At 61.9% G+C, this 16,672-nt stretch carries 11 protein-coding genes; 6 read left to right on the forward strand and 5 right to left on the reverse strand.

Features of this window, described 5'->3' with window-relative positions:
• Positions 1-18 precede the first annotated feature (18 nt).
• From accB to ACQY6T_RS01040, 3 genes are all read left to right on the forward strand, one after another.
• Complete coding sequence (gene accB, locus ACQY6T_RS01030) at positions 19-498, forward strand: acetyl-CoA carboxylase biotin carboxyl carrier protein (RefSeq protein ID WP_428627415.1); 480 nt, start codon at positions 19-21, stop codon at positions 496-498.
• Between the two features lie 8 nt (positions 499-506).
• Positions 507-1,868 (forward strand): acetyl-CoA carboxylase biotin carboxylase subunit, encoded by a 1,362-nt coding sequence (accC, locus tag ACQY6T_RS01035; RefSeq protein WP_428627417.1) that lies wholly within the window; start codon positions 507-509, stop codon positions 1,866-1,868.
• A gap of 112 nt (positions 1,869-1,980) precedes the next feature.
• Positions 1,981-3,339: a L,D-transpeptidase family protein gene (locus tag ACQY6T_RS01040; protein ID WP_428627420.1), complete on the forward strand. Its 1,359-nt coding sequence runs from the start codon at positions 1,981-1,983 to the stop codon at positions 3,337-3,339.
• 162 nt (positions 3,340-3,501) lie between these two features.
• Here ACQY6T_RS01040 and ACQY6T_RS01045 read toward each other — a convergent pair whose 3' ends face one another.
• Positions 3,502-4,191 carry a murein L,D-transpeptidase catalytic domain family protein gene (locus ACQY6T_RS01045; protein WP_428627422.1) on the reverse strand — a complete coding sequence of 230 codons (690 nt, stop codon included), beginning with the start codon at positions 4,189-4,191 and terminating at the stop codon, positions 3,502-3,504.
• 227 nt (positions 4,192-4,418) lie between these two features.
• Between ACQY6T_RS01045 and ACQY6T_RS01050 the strand changes: the two genes are divergently transcribed.
• Positions 4,419-4,763: an ArsC/Spx/MgsR family protein gene (locus ACQY6T_RS01050; protein ID WP_428627425.1), complete on the forward strand. Its 345-nt coding sequence runs from the start codon at positions 4,419-4,421 to the stop codon at positions 4,761-4,763.
• Between the two features lie 127 nt (positions 4,764-4,890).
• Here the strand turns inward: ACQY6T_RS01050 and ACQY6T_RS01055 are convergent, their stop codons facing one another.
• Positions 4,891-5,115, reverse strand: coding sequence for a hypothetical protein (locus tag ACQY6T_RS01055; RefSeq protein ID WP_428627427.1), 225 nt, complete (start codon positions 5,113-5,115; stop codon positions 4,891-4,893).
• A 168-nt stretch (positions 5,116-5,283) separates the two neighbouring features.
• Complete coding sequence (gene recF, locus ACQY6T_RS01060) at positions 5,284-6,393, reverse strand: DNA replication/repair protein RecF (protein WP_428627429.1); 1,110 nt, start codon at positions 6,391-6,393, stop codon at positions 5,284-5,286.
• A gap of 416 nt (positions 6,394-6,809) precedes the next feature.
• Here recF and ACQY6T_RS01065 point away from each other — a divergent pair, with 416 nt between their 5' ends.
• Positions 6,810-6,989 (forward strand): PspC domain-containing protein, encoded by a 180-nt coding sequence (locus ACQY6T_RS01065; protein WP_332820080.1) that lies wholly within the window; start codon positions 6,810-6,812, stop codon positions 6,987-6,989.
• Between the two features lie 133 nt (positions 6,990-7,122).
• Positions 7,123-7,899, forward strand: coding sequence for a DUF3658 domain-containing protein (locus ACQY6T_RS01070; protein WP_428627432.1), 777 nt, complete (start codon positions 7,123-7,125; stop codon positions 7,897-7,899).
• A 66-nt stretch (positions 7,900-7,965) separates the two neighbouring features.
• On the opposite strand, the gene rpoC is transcribed toward ACQY6T_RS01070, so the two are convergent.
• Both rpoC and rpoB read right to left on the reverse strand, forming a co-directional pair.
• A complete protein-coding gene (gene rpoC, locus ACQY6T_RS01075; RefSeq protein WP_428627435.1) occupies positions 7,966-12,252 on the reverse strand; it encodes a DNA-directed RNA polymerase subunit beta' in 4,287 nt (1,428 codons plus the stop codon).
• Between the two features lie 55 nt (positions 12,253-12,307).
• Entirely contained in the window at positions 12,308-16,486 is a 4,179-nt protein-coding gene (rpoB, locus tag ACQY6T_RS01080) for a DNA-directed RNA polymerase subunit beta (RefSeq protein ID WP_428627437.1), read from the reverse strand.
• Between the last annotated feature and the right edge of the window lie 186 nt (positions 16,487-16,672).

Genomic DNA, 16,672 nt, shown 5'->3' on the forward strand with positions numbered 1-16,672 from the left:
AACAACAGGAACAATCTCATGGGTGACCATAAAGACAATGGCATCAACATCGATCCGGCTTATGTCCGGGCGCTCGCCGAGCTGCTCGACGACACCGGCTTGTCCGAAATCGAGGTCGAGGACGGCGAGCGCAAGATCCGTGTCGCTCGCACGCTGACCGCCGCGCCGGTGGCCTACGCCCCAGCCCCCGTCGCTGCACCCGCTGTCGCGGCCGCTCCCGCCGCCGCCGCTCCCATCGCCGCTACACCCGCCGCCGAAAGCTTCGCTGACGCGGTGAAATCACCGATGGTCGGCACCGTGTATCTCTCGCCGGAACCCGGCGCCCCCAATTTTGCCGCGATCGGCGCGGCGGTAAAGGAAGGCGACACCGTCCTGATCATCGAGGCGATGAAGGTCATGAACCCGATCGTCGCCCCGACGTCGGGTACGCTGAAGGCCGTGCATGTCGAGAACAGCCAGCCGGTCGAATTCGACCAGCCGCTGTTCACCATCGCCTGAGTGCAGCGATGACCATCGAGAAACTTCTGATCGCCAATCGCGGCGAAATCGCGCTGCGCATCCACCGCGCCTGCCACGAAATGGGCATCAAGACCGTCGCGGTCCACTCGACCGCCGATGCCGACGCGATGCACGTCCGCCTGGCCGACGAAGCCGTGTGCATTGGCCCGCCGGCGGCCAAGGACAGCTATCTCAATATCCCCGCGATCATTTCGGCCGCCGAGATTACCGGCGCCGACGCGATCCACCCGGGCTATGGCTTCCTGTCGGAAAACGAGCGCTTCGCCGAAATCATCGAAGCGCATGACATGATCTTTGTCGGGCCAAAGCCCGAACATATCCGCACGATGGGCGACAAGGTCGAGGCCAAGCGCACCGCGGTCGCGCTCGGACTGCCGGTCGTTCCGGGCTCACCCGGCGCCGTCACCTATGGCGACGAGGCGCGCAAGGTCGCCGAAGGCATCGGCTATCCGGTGTTGATCAAGGCCGCGTCGGGCGGCGGCGGGCGCGGGATGAAGGTCGTACCCGACGAAAGCAGCCTCGAAAGCCTGATGGGCCAGGCATCGAGCGAAGCGGCGGCGGCATTCGGCGATCCGACGGTTTACATGGAAAAATATCTCGGCAACCCGCGCCATATCGAATTTCAGATATTCGGCGACGGCCGGGGCACCGCCATCCATCTCGGCGAACGTGATTGCTCGCTCCAGCGCCGCCACCAGAAAGTGCTCGAAGAAGCCCCCTCGCCGATCATTTCCGCCGACGAACGCGCGCGCATGGGCAAGGTGTGCGCCGACGCGATGGCGGCGATGCACTATCGCGGCGCGGGGACGATCGAGTTCCTCTGGGAAAATGGCGAGTTCTTTTTCATCGAAATGAACACGCGTATCCAGGTCGAACATCCGGTGACCGAAATGATCACCGGCTTTGACCTTGTCCGCGAACAGATCCGCATCGCCGGCGGATCGGACCTGTCGGTGAAACAGGAAGATCTGGAGTTCCGCGGCCACGCGATGGAATGCCGCATCAACGCCGAAGATCCGCGCACCTTCATGCCCTCACCGGGCAAGGTGACCAACTACCACGCCGCAGGCGGCATGCATGTCCGCGTCGATAGCGGGCTGTACGCGGGCTATTCGATCCCGCCCTATTACGACAGCATGATCGGAAAGCTGATCGTTTACGGTCGTACCCGTGAAAGCTGCATGATGCGGATGCGCCGTGCGCTCGAGGAAATGGTGATTTCCGGGGTCAAGACGAACATCCCGCTCCATCAGGCTCTGCTCGCCGACCCGGATGTGATCAACGGCGATTATACGATCAAATGGCTCGAAGAATGGCTCGCGAAGCAGGATGAAGCAGCGAAAGCCTGATTCATCTTGAATTCGTCCTTGCGAGCGCAGCGAAACAATCTCCTCGCAATGACGATGAGCTGTGGCTTAGCTCACTTTCACTGCGGCGCGTTTTTGGCTATGGCCTTTAACCATGGTCAAAAACTCCTCCTTTTCAGCACGTCGCACCGCGACTTTTCTCCTCCCGCTCAGCCTGCTCGCGGCCCCCGCCCTTGCCCAGACCGGAGTGAAAGAGGATTCGGTCGTTCTGCAACCAGACAAGGTCGCCGACGATGCGCCGGTGGTGGCTGCTGAGGTCGCTTTGCCGACCTGGTCGGAAGAAAATGCTACGGCGCTGCTCAGCGCGATCGAAAAAATCGGCAGCGAAGGCCTCTTCGCCAAGGACTATAACCCCGACGCGCTCGCCGCCGCGATCCTGGCGGATGATCAGGCTGCGCTCGACAAGATCGCGACCGACACTTTCCTGCTCCTCGCCACCCATCTGCGCGACGGGCGCACGCCCAATGCGGCGCGCAAACAATGGTTCATGGTCGACAGCGATGGCGACAGCGAGCCGCTGCTGGCGCTGCTCGGCACCGCGCTGAACGCCGGGTCGATCCGCGAAACGCTCACCGGCCTCAACCCCATCCATCCCGACTTCGCGGTGCTCAAGGCCTCGCTCGCCAAGGCCAAAACCCCCGCCGATGCCAATGCGATCCGCGTCAACATGGAACGCTGGCGCTGGATGCCGCGCGCGCTGGGTGAGCGCTATGTTGTCAGTAACGTCCCCGAATATCTGACCCGCGTTGTCCATGGCGGGACGATCATCGCGACGCACAAGGCCGTGGTCGGCAAGATGTCGTCCGCGACGCCGCAGCTTAACCCGATGGCGACCGGCATCATCGTCAACCCGACCTGGACCCTGCCGCGCAGCATCATCAACGAAGGCATCGGCGCCACGATCGCCAACAATCCCGCATCGGCGCGCGCGCAGGGCTATACCTGGACCGGCAGCGGCAAGACGCTGTCGGTCGTGCAAAAGGCCGGTCCGGGCAACGCACTCGGCGTCATGAAAATGGAAATGCTCAACGAGCATGCCATCTATCTGCACGATACGCCGTCAAAGGGCGCGTTCAACGCCGCCGCGCGCGCGTTCAGCCACGGCTGTATCCGCACCGAACGCGCGCTGCATTTCTCTGGCCTGATGGCGGTGATGTTCGCGGGCAAAAGCCCCGAGGAATTCGGCGAGGCGATCGCCAGCGGCAAGACGACGCGCTTCGGTTTCGAAAGCCCCTTCCCCGTCTATGTTGCCTATTGGACGGTCATCCCCGACGGCAAGGGCGGCACCAAAAAGCTCGTCGACATCTACGGCCGCGACGCACCGGTGATCGCCAGCTTTGCCAAGCCCGGCCGCCCGACCGCGGCGATCATCGCCCCGGTCGTACCGCCCGTGGTGCCAACGATCGCAACCACCGCCCGCGTGACGACCCCCGGGACGAGCGGGATTTATTGAGCGACGGCGCGGACGATCGGGACTCAGCCACTTCCTTTATCGTCACCCCGGACTTGGTCCGAGGTCCATGACTTCAGCGCTGCTGTGGATCCCGGATCAAGTCCGGGATGACGAAATCGGCTCAAGCAACATCCGCTTCCCAACCCAAAGCAGACGCTGGACCTAATCCGCGGTTGTCGGCAAATTCCCACTGAACGAGCTTGCTCGCCGAAGATTCTCCATCCCCGGCAGAGGATCGGCCGGCGGCAGCTGGAATGGCGCGGACACCGGCGGCATCTCGCTCAGCCGATCGGCGAACAGCAGGCGCCCCGGCCCGATCTTATAGAGAATCTGCGGCAGCAATTCCTCGCCAAAGACGAAGCAGCCTTCGCTGCGCCCCAGCTTGCCCTGCGTCGCGATCAGTGACGGGTCGGCGTACCACGCGCCATGGACCACAATCGCGCGCATGTCGGCATTGTTGTTGTCGGGCTCCAGCCCCGCCAGCCGCATCGACGACCCGTTGGCGCCCCAATAATAATCGCCGGTGCGATAGCCGCCGCGCGAGGTCGCCAGGCTGCCCACGCGATTGGAAAAGCTTTTGAGCCAGCCGTCATGCTGCGGGTCAGACCCGCGCCCATGGGTGACCGGGAACATCTCGATCTTGCCCGCGATCATATCGACCAGCGCAAAGCGCGGGCGAGATGACGGCAGGCCGAAATCGACGATGCCGACGCGGTCGGTCTGAGGAATAAAGCGGCTTTGCATCGCCAACTGCTTGCGCGCGACGGCCAGATAGTCGACGGGCGGTGGCAACGGCGCTGCGGGCTGCTGAATCCAGTTAGGCAGCTGCGCGCGTGCGGGTACGGCGGCCATTGCCCCCGCCCCTGCCATCGCGGCAAGTAACGCCCTGCGATCGATCAATTCATTCACTTTGACAACAACCCCGCACTGGCCGCCCTTTGACGGTCCCTCGACTCTGCATAAGCCGTGCGTTCGCCGCGAAAGGCAAGCAGGTGGCTCCCTATCATGCGGGCAAATGTGCCATATATGCTATGAATAGCGGGTTTACGGTCCAGAAGGGCTTCGTTAGGACCCGCGGCATGAAAGCAACAATCTGGCACAACCCCGCCTGCGGCACGTCGCGCAAGACGCTGGCGATCCTGCAAGAGACGTCCGGTGTCGAGCTGACCGTCGTCGAATATCTGAAAAATCCCTATGCCGCCGACACGCTGCGCCAGCTGTTCGCGGCCGCCGGCCTGACGGCGCGCGAAGCGCTGCGGCTGCGCGGCACCGATGCCCAGGAACGCGGGCTATACGCCGCCAGCGAAAACGCGATTATCGCCGCGATGGCCGCCAACCCCGCCTATGTCGAACGCCCGATCGTCAAGACCGAAAAGGGGGTACGGCTGTGCCGCCCACAGGATCTGGTGCGCGAGATTCTTTAGCCCCGGATTCGTCGACCTACGCGAGATCACCTACTGGACGGCTATCTAAAGAATGTCGCCCTGGCAAAAGCAAAGGGGCCGCGGACAATGTCCACGGCCCCCGCAGAATTTGGATATGCAGACCCGATTACGGGCTGGTCGGGCTGTCGTCGCCGTCGGTCAGCAGCACGATCCCAACGATGATACCGACCGCTGCCAGCGCGATAAAGATCCAGCTGGTTTCGCCTTCCATTTCGCTCTGACCTTCAACGGTCGAGGCAGCACGGACGCTCTGCGCGGCCGAAGCGGCGACGGGCGCCGCAATCAACGACGTGGCGGCGAGGCTAATCGCGGCCTTTTTGAAAAGATTCATAATATACTCCCTGGCTGGAAAAGCATTCGAGGATCGACCCGGCGTTACGCTACTCTATTGATCCACCATCAGATTCATAACGCCGCGCAAATATATTGCAATGCGGCATGAAACGCGTCGTACCCTGAAAAACCGCCGGATCGGCGCAAATATCACGGTCGAGATGTACTAGCCCCCACCAATCCGGCCGCTCGCGATCACGAATCGCGTCACCGGACCGGGCATGTCGGCGAACAGCGCCGCCTCGGTGCCGGTCAGCCATGCCTGCCCTCCTTGGCCCGCCAATCGCGCATAGAGCGCCGCGCGCCGCAGCGGGTCGAGGTGCGCGGCGACCTCGTCGAGCAACAGCACCGGTCGCTGCCCACGCGCCCGGGCGACGCAGTCGCTGTGTGCCAGCACCAGCGACAGCAGCATCGCCTTTTGTTCACCGGTCGAACAGCGCGCCGCCGCCCGGCCGGTTGCAGCGTGGACCGCGACCAAATCGTCGCGGTGCGGCCCCGCCGTCGCACGGCCGGCCGCCGCGTCGATCCCGCGACGCGCTGAAAACAGCGCCTGCAACGCCGCCACGTCATGCGGCGCGGCGCGCGCCGCACCTTCGCTGTCGACTAGCGTCAGCAGCGGGCGGGCAAAGGGGGTATCGGGCTGATCGGCCAGTTCTGCCGACAGCGCTGCCAGCGTGGCTTGCCGCGCCGCATCCATCGCCGCACCATGTTCGGCAAGCTGCGCCTCCAGACTGGTCAGCCATTGCCGATCGGCGCTGCCCGGATCGGCGAGCAACTTGCCGCGCGCGCGCAGCGCCGCGTCATACCGGTTGCTGTGCTGCGCGTGGCGCGGGTCGAGCGCGAGGACCAGCCGGTCGAGGAAGCGGCGCCGGTTGCCGGCGGTTTCGACGAACAGCCGATCCATCGCCGGGGTCAGCCACAGCACCCCCAGCCATTCGCCAAGCGACGCCGCGGCGGCGGCGCTCCCATTGATCCGCACGATCCGCCGCCCGGGGTGCGCGGGTTCGATCCCAGTGCCAAGCGACACCGGCGCCAGATCATCGCCCGCCAGCACCTCGGCAAACACCGCAAAGCCGCCGGTCGCGCTGTCGCGTACCATATCGCTCAGCGCCGCGCGCCGCAGCCCGCGCCCCGGCGCCAGCAGCGAGATGGCCTCCAATATATTGGTTTTACCCGCGCCATTGTCGCCGTGCAGCGCGACCAGCCCCGGCCCGGCGACCAGCTCTGCCCCGGCGTGATTGCGAAAATCGGTCAGCGAAAGGCGGGTCAGCGTCATCCTGCATGCCGCCTACCGCAGCGCCCGGGGCGGCGCCAGCCTCGAACATTTTTCGCGCCGTCCAAGTGAGAATGATATTTTTTCAAATAACGGCATTTTTCCCCACTATGGCGTATTTTTTTCTTTATAACTTTCTATCAAAATCCCACAAACCGCGGTTAACCGCCAATGAATGAATTTGGCACGGTCTCTGCATTGGTATCGGCATCCACCGGATAACCGGATGGAAGGTTCAAGGAAGGAAAATATCATGGCCCATTTCAATGTCGACTCGTTCAAGAGCTACGCGATCGCAGCCGTTGCTTCGCTTTATTGCTCGATCATGTTCATCGCCGCTGTCGGCCCGAGCGGCTTGGTCGCCTGATCAGCCGCGGCGCATAAAACGCCGGCCGCTGGCCGGGATGGAAAGGAAAGAAATGAAACAGGGTTTTCGCAAGAATCGTCGCGATGGTGTGATCTTCGGTGTCTGCGCCGGGATGGCAGACCAGTTCGGCATCGACGTCTTGTGGACGCGCGTCGGCTTTGTCGCCTTGACGCTTCTGGGCTTCGGCCTGCCACTGCTGCTGTACCTCGCCGTCGCGATCCTCGCGCCGTAGGAGGCAGCATAAGGGCCGGACGCCTTTCAGGCGCAGTCACCCCGGCCCGCACATTCCCAAGCAACCAAGGGCTCACCGGCCACCCCGGTGGGCCCTTTTCCATTCGTTTATCGGTGGCACATAAGGAAACCCGATGATCCACATCGTTTTCAGTTCGTCAGCGGCCGGCACCTTGCGGCAATTGCTTCGCAGACGTGGGTTGCGAGAGCAGGTTGTTGATCTCACGGAATCACTTGATTGGGGTCCGATAGCGACGTCGTTGAAAGAGCGAGAAAATTGGCTCAACCAAAATGCGCCCACTGGCTTTGAGAACCGCGATTGGATCAGCAAGCATGTGTCCGAGTTCTGGACGGCGGTTGAACGAGATCCTGAGCGGCTGATCTGGATTGCTCCTCACTCCGCAGCCGAACAGTCTGGTCTCTATTGGTTTCTATCACAATTCGATGGCATCGAAGCGGAAATGGTGATCGCGGACTACCCGCTTTCAGCGAGTTGGAAAAATCAGGCTCCGTTTGGCCTCGGAGAGCTGAATGAAGACATGATGGCAGAGCTATTCGACGGTTGCACGCGTGTCCGACGGGACGATGGGCGCTTTCCTGGTGGCCGATGGTTTCAACTGATGATTGAAAACGCCCTTCTTCGCATTGTCGAAGGCGGCGCCATCCAGAGCGTCCACGAGAGCTATTTCGACGATTTGTTGCTCGAACATTGCCCTTCCTATGATACAAATTGGCGACGTGTCGTGGGCCACGCCATAGCGGCCTCCTTCGACAGCCGCAGATCAGCAAGCGACGATTTTTTGTTTTGGCGCCTTCGGGAATTGGTCCGACGAGGTCTGATCATATGTGACGGGGAGCTTCAGCTCCTTTCCACCGGAGATCGAGCGGCCAACATTCGACGGACAATCTGAAAGAAAAAGCCCCGCCGGATCGCTCAGGCGGGGCTCATTTCTGTCAGCCAAAGGCAGCGCGGAAGCTTACGCCTCGCCCTCACCCTCCGGACGATCTTCGACCATCACGTCATCGGTCGTGAAGTCTTCGCCCTGGACCTTGCCGAGCGGATCGTCGCCCATCGCGGCTTCCGGGCCTTGCGCCAGTTCGGCGGCATGCTCGGCAGCGGCGCTGGCCGGTGCGATAAGGTCCACCTGGCTCGCGGCGCGCATCGATGCGCGCAGCGCGGCATCCTTGCTCGACGCGGTGACGCGGACGCGGTTCATCGCGGCGCCGGTACCCGCCGGGATCAGGCGGCCGACGATGACGTTTTCCTTCAGCCCGATCAGCGAGTCGATCTTGCCCTGCACCGAAGCCTCGGTGAGAACGCGGGTCGTCTCCTGGAACGATGCCGCCGAAACGAAGCTGCGCGTCTGCAGGCTCGCCTTGGTGATACCCAGCAGAACCGGGCGACCGTCGGCAGGCTTGCCATTTTTGGGCAGCTTGGCGTTATATTCCATCATCTCCAGATAATCGAGCTGTTCGCCCGGCAGCAGCGTCGTGTCGCCGCCGTCGGTGATCTCGACCTTCTGCAGCATCTGGCGAACGATCACTTCGATATGCTTATCGTTGATCTTCACGCCCTGCAGACGGTAAACCTCCTGGATTTCCGCGACCAGATATTCGGCAAGCGCCTCGACGCCCATGACGTCCAGGATGTCGTGCGGGTTCGGCGAACCGCTGATCAGCGCATCGCCGCGCTTGACCTGATCGCCTTCCTGCACTTCCAGCACCTTCGACTTGGGAATGAGGTATTCGATCGGATCGCCTTCTTCCGGCACGATCGCAATCTTGCGCTTCGCTTTGTAATCCTTGACGAATTCAATGCGTCCGCTGATCTTTGCGATAACGCTGTTATCCTTCGGAATACGCGCTTCGAACAGCTCGGCCACCCGCGGCAGACCACCGGTGATGTCGCGCGTCTTCGACGCTTCGCGGCTGACACGGGCCAGAACGTCGCCCGCCTGCACCGTCTGACCGTCCTCGACCGACAACATCGTGCCGACCGCGAGCAGATAGCGCGCGGCTTCACCCGACGCGTCGTCGAGTAAAGTCAGGCGCGGTTGAAGGTCTTCCTTCTTGGCACGGCCCGCCGAACGATATTCGATCACGACGCGCTGGGCGATGCCCGTCGCTTCGTCGACCTGTTCGATCAGGGTCTTGGTATCTTCCAGATCCTGATATTTCACGATGCCCTGCTTTTCGGTGATCAGCGGCATGGTGAACGGATCCCATTCGGCAATCCGCTCGCCCTTCTTGATCTTGTCGCCATCCTTGTGGAGGATATGCGCACCATAAGGCAGTTTGTGCGACGCGCGCTCGCGGCCTTCGCTATCGATCACCGCGACTTCGCCCGAACGCGCCAGCGCCAGACGGCGTCCACGCTGATCGACGATCGTCGGCATGTCACGATATTCGATCGTGCCGTCCGAGATGGATTCGACGTTCGACTGTTCGTTGACCTGCGCCGCGCCGCCGATGTGGAACGTCCGCATCGTCAGCTGGGTGCCGGGTTCACCGATCGACTGGGCGGCAATAACGCCGACCGCTTCACCGATGTTCACCGGGGTACCGCGGGCCAGATCGCGGCCATAGCATTTGCCGCAAACCCCCAGCACCGCTTCGCAGACCAGCGGCGAACGGATCTTGACCGACTGAACTTCGGCATCTTCGATCCGCTGCGTCGTCGGTTCGTCGAGCAAGGTGCCGACCGGAGCGAGCACATTGCCGTCCTTGTCGACGACATCTTCCAGCGTCGTACGGCCCAGGATGCGCTCACCCAGCGAGGCGATCGTCGAACCGCCCTGAATGATCGCACGCATTTCCATGCCGCGTTCGGTGCCGCAATCTTCCTCGATCACAACGCAATCCTGCGACACATCGACCAGACGACGGGTCAAATAACCCGAGTTTGCCGTCTTGAGCGCCGTATCGGCCAGACCCTTACGGGCACCGTGGGTCGAGTTGAAATACTCGAGAACGGTCAAGCCTTCCTTGAAGTTCGAGATGATCGGCGTTTCGATGATCTCGCCCGACGGCTTGGCCATCAGGCCGCGCATGCCGGCAAGCTGCTTCATCTGCGCCTGCGAACCACGGGCACCCGAGTGCGCCATCATATAGATGGAGTTGATCGGGGCCAGACGGCCCGTCTTCGGGTCCTTCGGTTCGGCGCGGATTTCGTCCATCATCGCGTTCGCGACCTTGTCGCCGCACTGCGACCAGGCGTCGATCGCCTTGTTGTACTTTTCCTGCTGCGTGATCAGGCCGTCCTGATACTGCTGCTCGAAATCCTTCACCAAAGCGCGGGTGTCGTCGACGGTCTTCACCTTCGACGCCGGAATGATCATGTCATCCTTGCCGAAGCTGATGCCAGCCTTGAACGCGTTGCGGAAGCCCAGTGCCATGATGGCGTCGGCGAACAACACGGTCTCTTTCTGGCCGGTGTGACGATAGACCTGATCGATCACGTCGCCGATTTCCTTCTTGGTCAGAAGGCGGTTTACGACGTCGAACGGCACCGTGTGCGATTTCGGCAGGCATTCGGCGATCAGCATGCGGCCCGGAGTCGTCTCGAAGCGCTGAAAATATTCATTGCCCTTCTCATCGGTCTGCGGGACGCGGCTGGTCACCTTGGTGTGCAAGGTCACGGCACCGATAAACAGCGCCTGATGCACTTCGGCCATGTCGGCCAGCAGCATGCCTTCGCCCGGCTCACCGGGACGCTCCATCGACAGATAATAGAGACCCAGCACCATGTCCTGCGACGGCACGATGATCGGCTTGCCGTTCGCGGGGCTCAGGATGTTGTTGGTCGACATCATCAGCACGCGCGCTTCCAGCTGGGCCTCAAGGCTCAGCGGGACGTGAACGGCCATCTGATCGCCGTCGAAGTCGGCGTTGAACGCGGCGCAGACCAGCGGGTGCAGCTGGATTGCCTTGCCCTCGATCAGCACGGGTTCGAACGCCTGGATGCCCAGGCGGTGAAGCGTCGGGGCGCGGTTCAGCAGGACCGGGTGCTCGCGAATGACTTCGTCGAGGATGTCCCAGACTTCCTTGCGTTCCTTCTCAACCCACTTCTTCGCCTGTTTCAGGGTCATCGAAAGACCCTTGGCGTCGAGGCGCGCATAGATGAACGGCTTGAACAGCTCGAGCGCCATCTTCTTCGGCAGGCCGCACTGGTGCAGCTTGAGTTCGGGACCGGTCACGATGACCGAACGGCCCGAATAGTCGACGCGCTTGCCGAGCAGGTTCTGACGGAAGCGGCCCTGCTTGCCCTTGAGCATGTCGGACAGCGACTTCAGCGGGCGCTTGTTGGCACCCGTGATCGTGCGGCCGCGGCGGCCGTTGTCGAACAGGGCGTCAACGGCTTCCTGCAGCATGCGCTTTTCGTTGCGGACGATGATGTCCGGCGCGCGCAGTTCCATCAGGCGCTTCAAACGGTTGTTCCGGTTGATCACACGGCGATACAGATCGTTGAGATCCGACGTCGCAAAGCGGCCGCCGTCGAGCGGCACCAGCGGGCGCAGTTCGGGCGGGATCACGGGGACGACTTCCAGGATCATCCATTCGGGGCGGTTGCCCGAATCGATGAAGCTTTCGACAACCTTCAGACGCTTGATGATCTTCTTGGGCTTCAGCTCCGACTTGGTCGTCGCCAGATCTTCCATCAGATCGGTGCGTTCCTGCTGCAGATCGAGGTTCTCGAGCAGGACGCGGATCGCCTCGGCGCCGATGCCGGCCGAAAAGGCGTCTTCGCCATATTCGTCCTGCGCGTCGAGCAGCTCGTCTTCGGTCAGCAGTTGGAACTTCTCGAGCGGGGTCAGGCCGGGCTCAAGCACGATATAGGCTTCGAAATACAGGACGCGCTCAAGCTGCTTGAGCTGCATGTCGAGCAGCAGGCCGATGCGCGACGGCAGCGACTTCAGGAACCAGATGTGCGCGACCGGCGCGGCGAGCTCGATATGGCCCATGCGCTCGCGGCGGACCTTGGTCACCGTGACTTCGACACCGCATTTTTCGCAGACGATGCCCTTGTATTTCATGCGCTTATACTTGCCGCACAGGCATTCATAATCCTTGATCGGACCAAAGATGCGCGCACAGAACAGGCCGTCACGCTCGGGCTTGAACGTGCGATAGTTGATGGTTTCGGGCTTCTTGATCTCGCCGAACGACCATGAGCGGATACGCTCGGGGCTCGCGATGCCGATCTTGATCATGTCAAAGGTTTCGGGCTTCGCGACCGGGTTCATGAAGTTGGTAAGCTGGTTCATAATTTAGCTCCGCTGCCCCTCTCGCGCGCCGCGAGAGGGGTGAGGCAATATCGTTTTACTCGGCGGCTTCGGGAAGCGCGTCGGGCCGTTCGTCGGGATCTTCATCCGCATGGGATGACAGTTCGACGTTGAGGCCCAGCGAGCGCATTTCCTTGACAAGCACGTTAAAGCTTTCGGGAATGCCGGCCTCGAAGGTGTCGTCACCCTTGACGATCGCTTCGTAAACCTTGGTGCGGCCGATCACGTCATCGGACTTCACCGTCAGCATTTCCTGGAGCGTGTACGCCGCGCCATAGGCCTGGAGCGCCCAGACCTCCATTTCCCCGAAGCGCTGGCCACCGAACTGCGCCTTACCGCCCAGCGGCTGCTGAGTGACGAGGCTGTAGGGACCGATCGACCGCGCGTGGATCTTGTCGTCGACCAAGTGATGGAGCTTCAACATATAGATGTAGCCCACCGTCACCTTGCGATCGAAACGATCGCCGGTGCGGCCGTCGTACAGGTCCGACTGACCCGATTCATCCAGACCCGCGAGGGTCAGCATGTTGGTCACATCGGCTTCCTTGGCGCCATCGAAGACCGGCGTCGCGAACGGCACGCCAACCCGCAGGTTTTCGGCCATTTCGACGATGTTATCGGCGTCGCGGCCCTTGATGTCGTCGGCATAACCATCGCCATACACATGGACCAGCGCATCGCGCACCGCTTCCGGCATCTGGCCGCTGGTCACATCGGGATTGGCATCGCGCCATTCGTCGAGTGCCTGCGTCACCCTCTGCCCCAGACCGCGCGAAGCCCAACCAAGGTGGGTTTCCAGGATCTGCCCGACGTTCATGCGCGACGGCACGCCCAGTGGGTTCAGCACGATGTCGACATGGGTGCCGTCTTCCAGGAACGGCATGTCTTCGACCGGCAGCATGCGCGAAATGACGCCCTTGTTGCCATGGCGGCCGGCCATCTTGTCGCCCGGCTGCAGCTTGCGCTTCACCGCGACGAAGACCTTGACCATCTTGAGCACACCCGGCGCGAGTTCGTCGCCGCGCTGCAGCTTTTCGACGCGATCTTCGTACTTCGCGTTGATGCGCTTGATCGCGTCGTCATACTGCGCCTTGATCGCTTCCAAAGCGGTCTGGCTGTTGTCCTCGACAACCGCCAGCTTCCACCAGTCGGCACGATCGAGTTCGGTCAGCATTTCTTCGGTGACGACGTCGCCTTTCTTCAGCCCCTTCGGCACCGCGCTGGTCGCTTGACCGATCAGGATATCCTTGAGGCTGGAGAAGGTCGCACGGTTGAGGATCGCGCGCTCGTCGTCGGCATCCTGCTTCAAACGCTCGATTTCTTCGCGTTCGATCGCAATCGCGCGTTCGTCCTTGTCAATCCCGTGACGGTTGAAGACGCGGACTTCGACGACGGTGCCCGACACGCCCGGCGGCAGGCGAAGCGAGGTGTCGCGCACGTCGCTGGCCTTTTCACCAAAGATCGCGCGCAGCAGCTTTTCTTCCGGCGTCATCGGCGATTCACCCTTGGGGGTGATCTTGCCGGCCAGAATGTCGCCCGGGCCGACTTCGGCGCCGATATAGACGATGCCCGCTTCGTCGAGGTTGCGAAGCGCTTCCTCGCCGACGTTCGGAATGTCGCGCGTGATGTCTTCTGGGCCAAGGCGCGTATCGCGCGCGGTGACTTCGAATTCCTCGATGTGGATCGAGGTGAAGACGTCGTCCTTCACGATACGTTCGCTGATGAGGATACTATCCTCATAGTTATAGCCGTTCCACGGCATGAACGCGACGAGCACATTCTTGCCCAGCGCCAGTTCGCCCAGCTCGGTCGACGGACCGTCGGCGATGATATCGCCAGTGCGAACGATCTCACCCACCTTCACCAGCGGACGCTGGTTGATGCAGGTGTTCTGGTTCGAACGCTGGAACTTTTGCAGGCGATAGATGTCGACGCCCGACTTGCCGGGTTCGACCATATCGGTCGCACGGATCACGATACGCGTCGCATCGACCTGATCGATCACGCCGCCGCGGCGCGCCGCGATCGCAGCGCCTGAATCGCGGGCGACGGTCTCTTCCATGCCGGTGCCGACCACAGGCGCTTCGGCCCGGAGCAGCGGCACAGCCTGACGCTGCATGTTCGATCCCATCAACGCGCGGTTGGCGTCATCGTTTTCCAGGAACGGGATCAGCGACGCGGCGACCGAAACCAGCTGCTTCGGCGACACGTCCATCAACGTGATCTGATCCTTCGGCGCCATCAGGAACTCGCCGGCTTCACGCGCCGAGATCAGCTCGTCGATAAAGCTGCCGTCGGGGTTGAGGTCGGCGTTGGCCTGCGCGACCGTGTGCTTCTGCTCCTCCATCGCCGACAGATAAACGACGTCGGTCGTGACCTTGCCGTCGATGATCTTGCGGTACGGGGTTTCGATAAAGCCGTACTTGTTCACCCGCGCAAAGGTGGCGAGCGAGTTGATCAGGCCGATGTTCGGGCCTTCTGGCGTTTCGATCGGACAGATACGGCCATAGTGGGTCGGGTGAACGTCGCGGACTTCAAAGCCTGCGCGCTCGCGCGTCAGACCGCCCGGCCCGAGCGCCGACACGCGGCGCTTGTGGGTGACTTCCGACAAAGGATTGGTCTGATCCATGAACTGCGAAAGCTGCGACGAACCAAAGAATTCGCGCACCGCGGCAACCGCGGGCTTCGCGTTGATCAGGTCGTTCGGCATGACGGTCGACACATCGACCGAGCTCATGCGCTCCTTCACCGCGCGCTCCATGCGGAGCAGGCCGACGCGATACTGGTTTTCCAGCAGCTCACCGACCGAACGGACACGACGGTTACCAAGGTTATCGATGTCGTCGATTTCGCCCTTGCCGTCCTTCAGGTTCACCAGTTCCTTCACGACGGCCAGAATGTCGTCGCTGCGCAACGTGGTGACCGTGTCCTCGACGTCGAGGCCCAGGCGCATGTTCAGCTTGACGCGGCCCACGGCAGACAGGTCGTAACGCTCGGCGTCAAAGAACAGCCCGCCGAACAACGCTTCGGCGGTTTCGCGCGTCGGCGGTTCGCCGGGGCGCATGACGCGGTAGATGTCGCTCAATGCCTGATCGCGATCTTCGGCCTTGTCGGCCTTCAGCGTGTTGCGGATCCACGGACCGGTGTTGTTGTGGTCGATGTCGAGCAGCACCAGCTTGTCGAGCCCGGCACCATCGATCTTTTCCAGATTTTCGGCCGACACTTCGTCGCCGGCTTCGATGTAAATCTCGCCGGTGGCGTCGTTGACCAGATCATAAGCCGAATAACGGCCAAAGATTTCCTCGGTCGGGATCAACAGCGTGTCGAGACCGTCCTTGGCAGCCTTGTTGGCCAGACGCGGGCTGATCTTGTGACCTGCCGCGAACACGACTTCGCCGGTCTTGGCGTCGACGACGTCGAACGCCGGCTTCGACCCACGCCAGTTTTCGACCATGAACGGCACTTTCCAGCCGCTTGCATCGCGTTCGAAGACCAGACGATCATAGAAATGGTTGAGGATTTCCTCGCCCGACATGCCCAGCGCATACAGGAGGCTGGTGACCGGCAGCTTGCGCTTGCGATCGATGCGGACGTTGACGATGTCCTTGGCGTCGAATTCGAAATCGAGCCACGAACCGCGATACGGAATGACGCGGGCAGCGAACAGGAACTTGCCCGACGAGTGGGTCTTGCCGCGGTCATGATCGAACAGCACACCCGGCGAACGGTGCATCTGCGACACGATAACGCGCTCGGTGCCATTGACGAAGAAGGTGCCGTTGCCCGTCATCAGGGGCATGTCGCCCATGTAAACGTCCTGCTCCTTGATATCGAGCACCGAACGGGTGTCGGTTTCGCTGTCGACTTCAAAGACGATCAGGCGCAGCGTGACCTTCATCGGCGCCGCATAGGTAATGCCGCGCTGGCGGCACTCGTCGACGTCATACTTCGGCGCTTCGAGTTCGTAATGAACGAAGTCCAGCTCGGCGGTGCCGGCGAAATCGCGGATCGGGAACACGCTGCGCAGCGTCTTTTCCAGGCCCGAAACATAACCGACCGACGGGTCGGACCGCAAAAACTGCTCATAGGATTCGCGCTGCACCTCGATGAGGTTGGGCATCTCCACCGCTTCGTGGATGTTGCCGAACAGCTTGCGGATGCGCTTGCTTGCGGTTGCTTCGAGGGCTTTGCCCACCGACTTCGCTTTGGTCGCCATAAGTGATTGTCTCGCCTGTCAAAAATCCAAATCGCGGACGCTTCGACGCGAAAAAAGCCGCAGGCAACCGTTGCCGGTTTACCGCAGCTTTCCAACGCCTGTCGAAATCCCCATCGACCTATCCGTACAATCCGCTGCGCAAGGCGGACTCTATCTCGGACGATGGGGTGAAGCGGGCATATAGGG

The organism is Sphingopyxis sp. (genome assembly GCF_965279725.1).
Taxonomy (GTDB): Bacteria; Pseudomonadota; Alphaproteobacteria; order Sphingomonadales; family Sphingomonadaceae; genus Sphingopyxis.

Bases quoted from the DNA above. Each gene is read 5' to 3' on its own strand.
- accB (WP_428627415.1), top strand. From the start codon at position 19: ATGGGTGACCATAAAGACAATGGCATCAACATCGATCCGGCTTATGTC.
- accC (WP_428627417.1), top strand. From the start codon at position 507: ATGACCATCGAGAAACTTCTGATCGCCAATCGCGGCGAAATCGCGCTG.
- ACQY6T_RS01040 (WP_428627420.1), top strand. From the start codon at position 1,981: ATGGTCAAAAACTCCTCCTTTTCAGCACGTCGCACCGCGACTTTTCTC.
- ACQY6T_RS01045 (WP_428627422.1), bottom strand. From the start codon at position 4,191: ATGGCCGCCGTACCCGCACGCGCGCAGCTGCCTAACTGGATTCAGCAG.
- ACQY6T_RS01050 (WP_428627425.1), top strand. From the start codon at position 4,419: ATGAAAGCAACAATCTGGCACAACCCCGCCTGCGGCACGTCGCGCAAG.
- ACQY6T_RS01055 (WP_428627427.1), bottom strand. From the start codon at position 5,115: ATGAATCTTTTCAAAAAGGCCGCGATTAGCCTCGCCGCCACGTCGTTG.
- recF (WP_428627429.1), bottom strand. From the start codon at position 6,393: ATGACGCTGACCCGCCTTTCGCTGACCGATTTTCGCAATCACGCCGGG.
- ACQY6T_RS01065 (WP_332820080.1), top strand. From the start codon at position 6,810: ATGAAACAGGGTTTTCGCAAGAATCGTCGCGATGGTGTGATCTTCGGT.
- ACQY6T_RS01070 (WP_428627432.1), top strand. From the start codon at position 7,123: ATGATCCACATCGTTTTCAGTTCGTCAGCGGCCGGCACCTTGCGGCAA.
- rpoC (WP_428627435.1), bottom strand. From the start codon at position 12,252: ATGAACCAGCTTACCAACTTCATGAACCCGGTCGCGAAGCCCGAAACC.
- rpoB (WP_428627437.1), bottom strand. From the start codon at position 16,486: ATGGCGACCAAAGCGAAGTCGGTGGGCAAAGCCCTCGAAGCAACCGCA.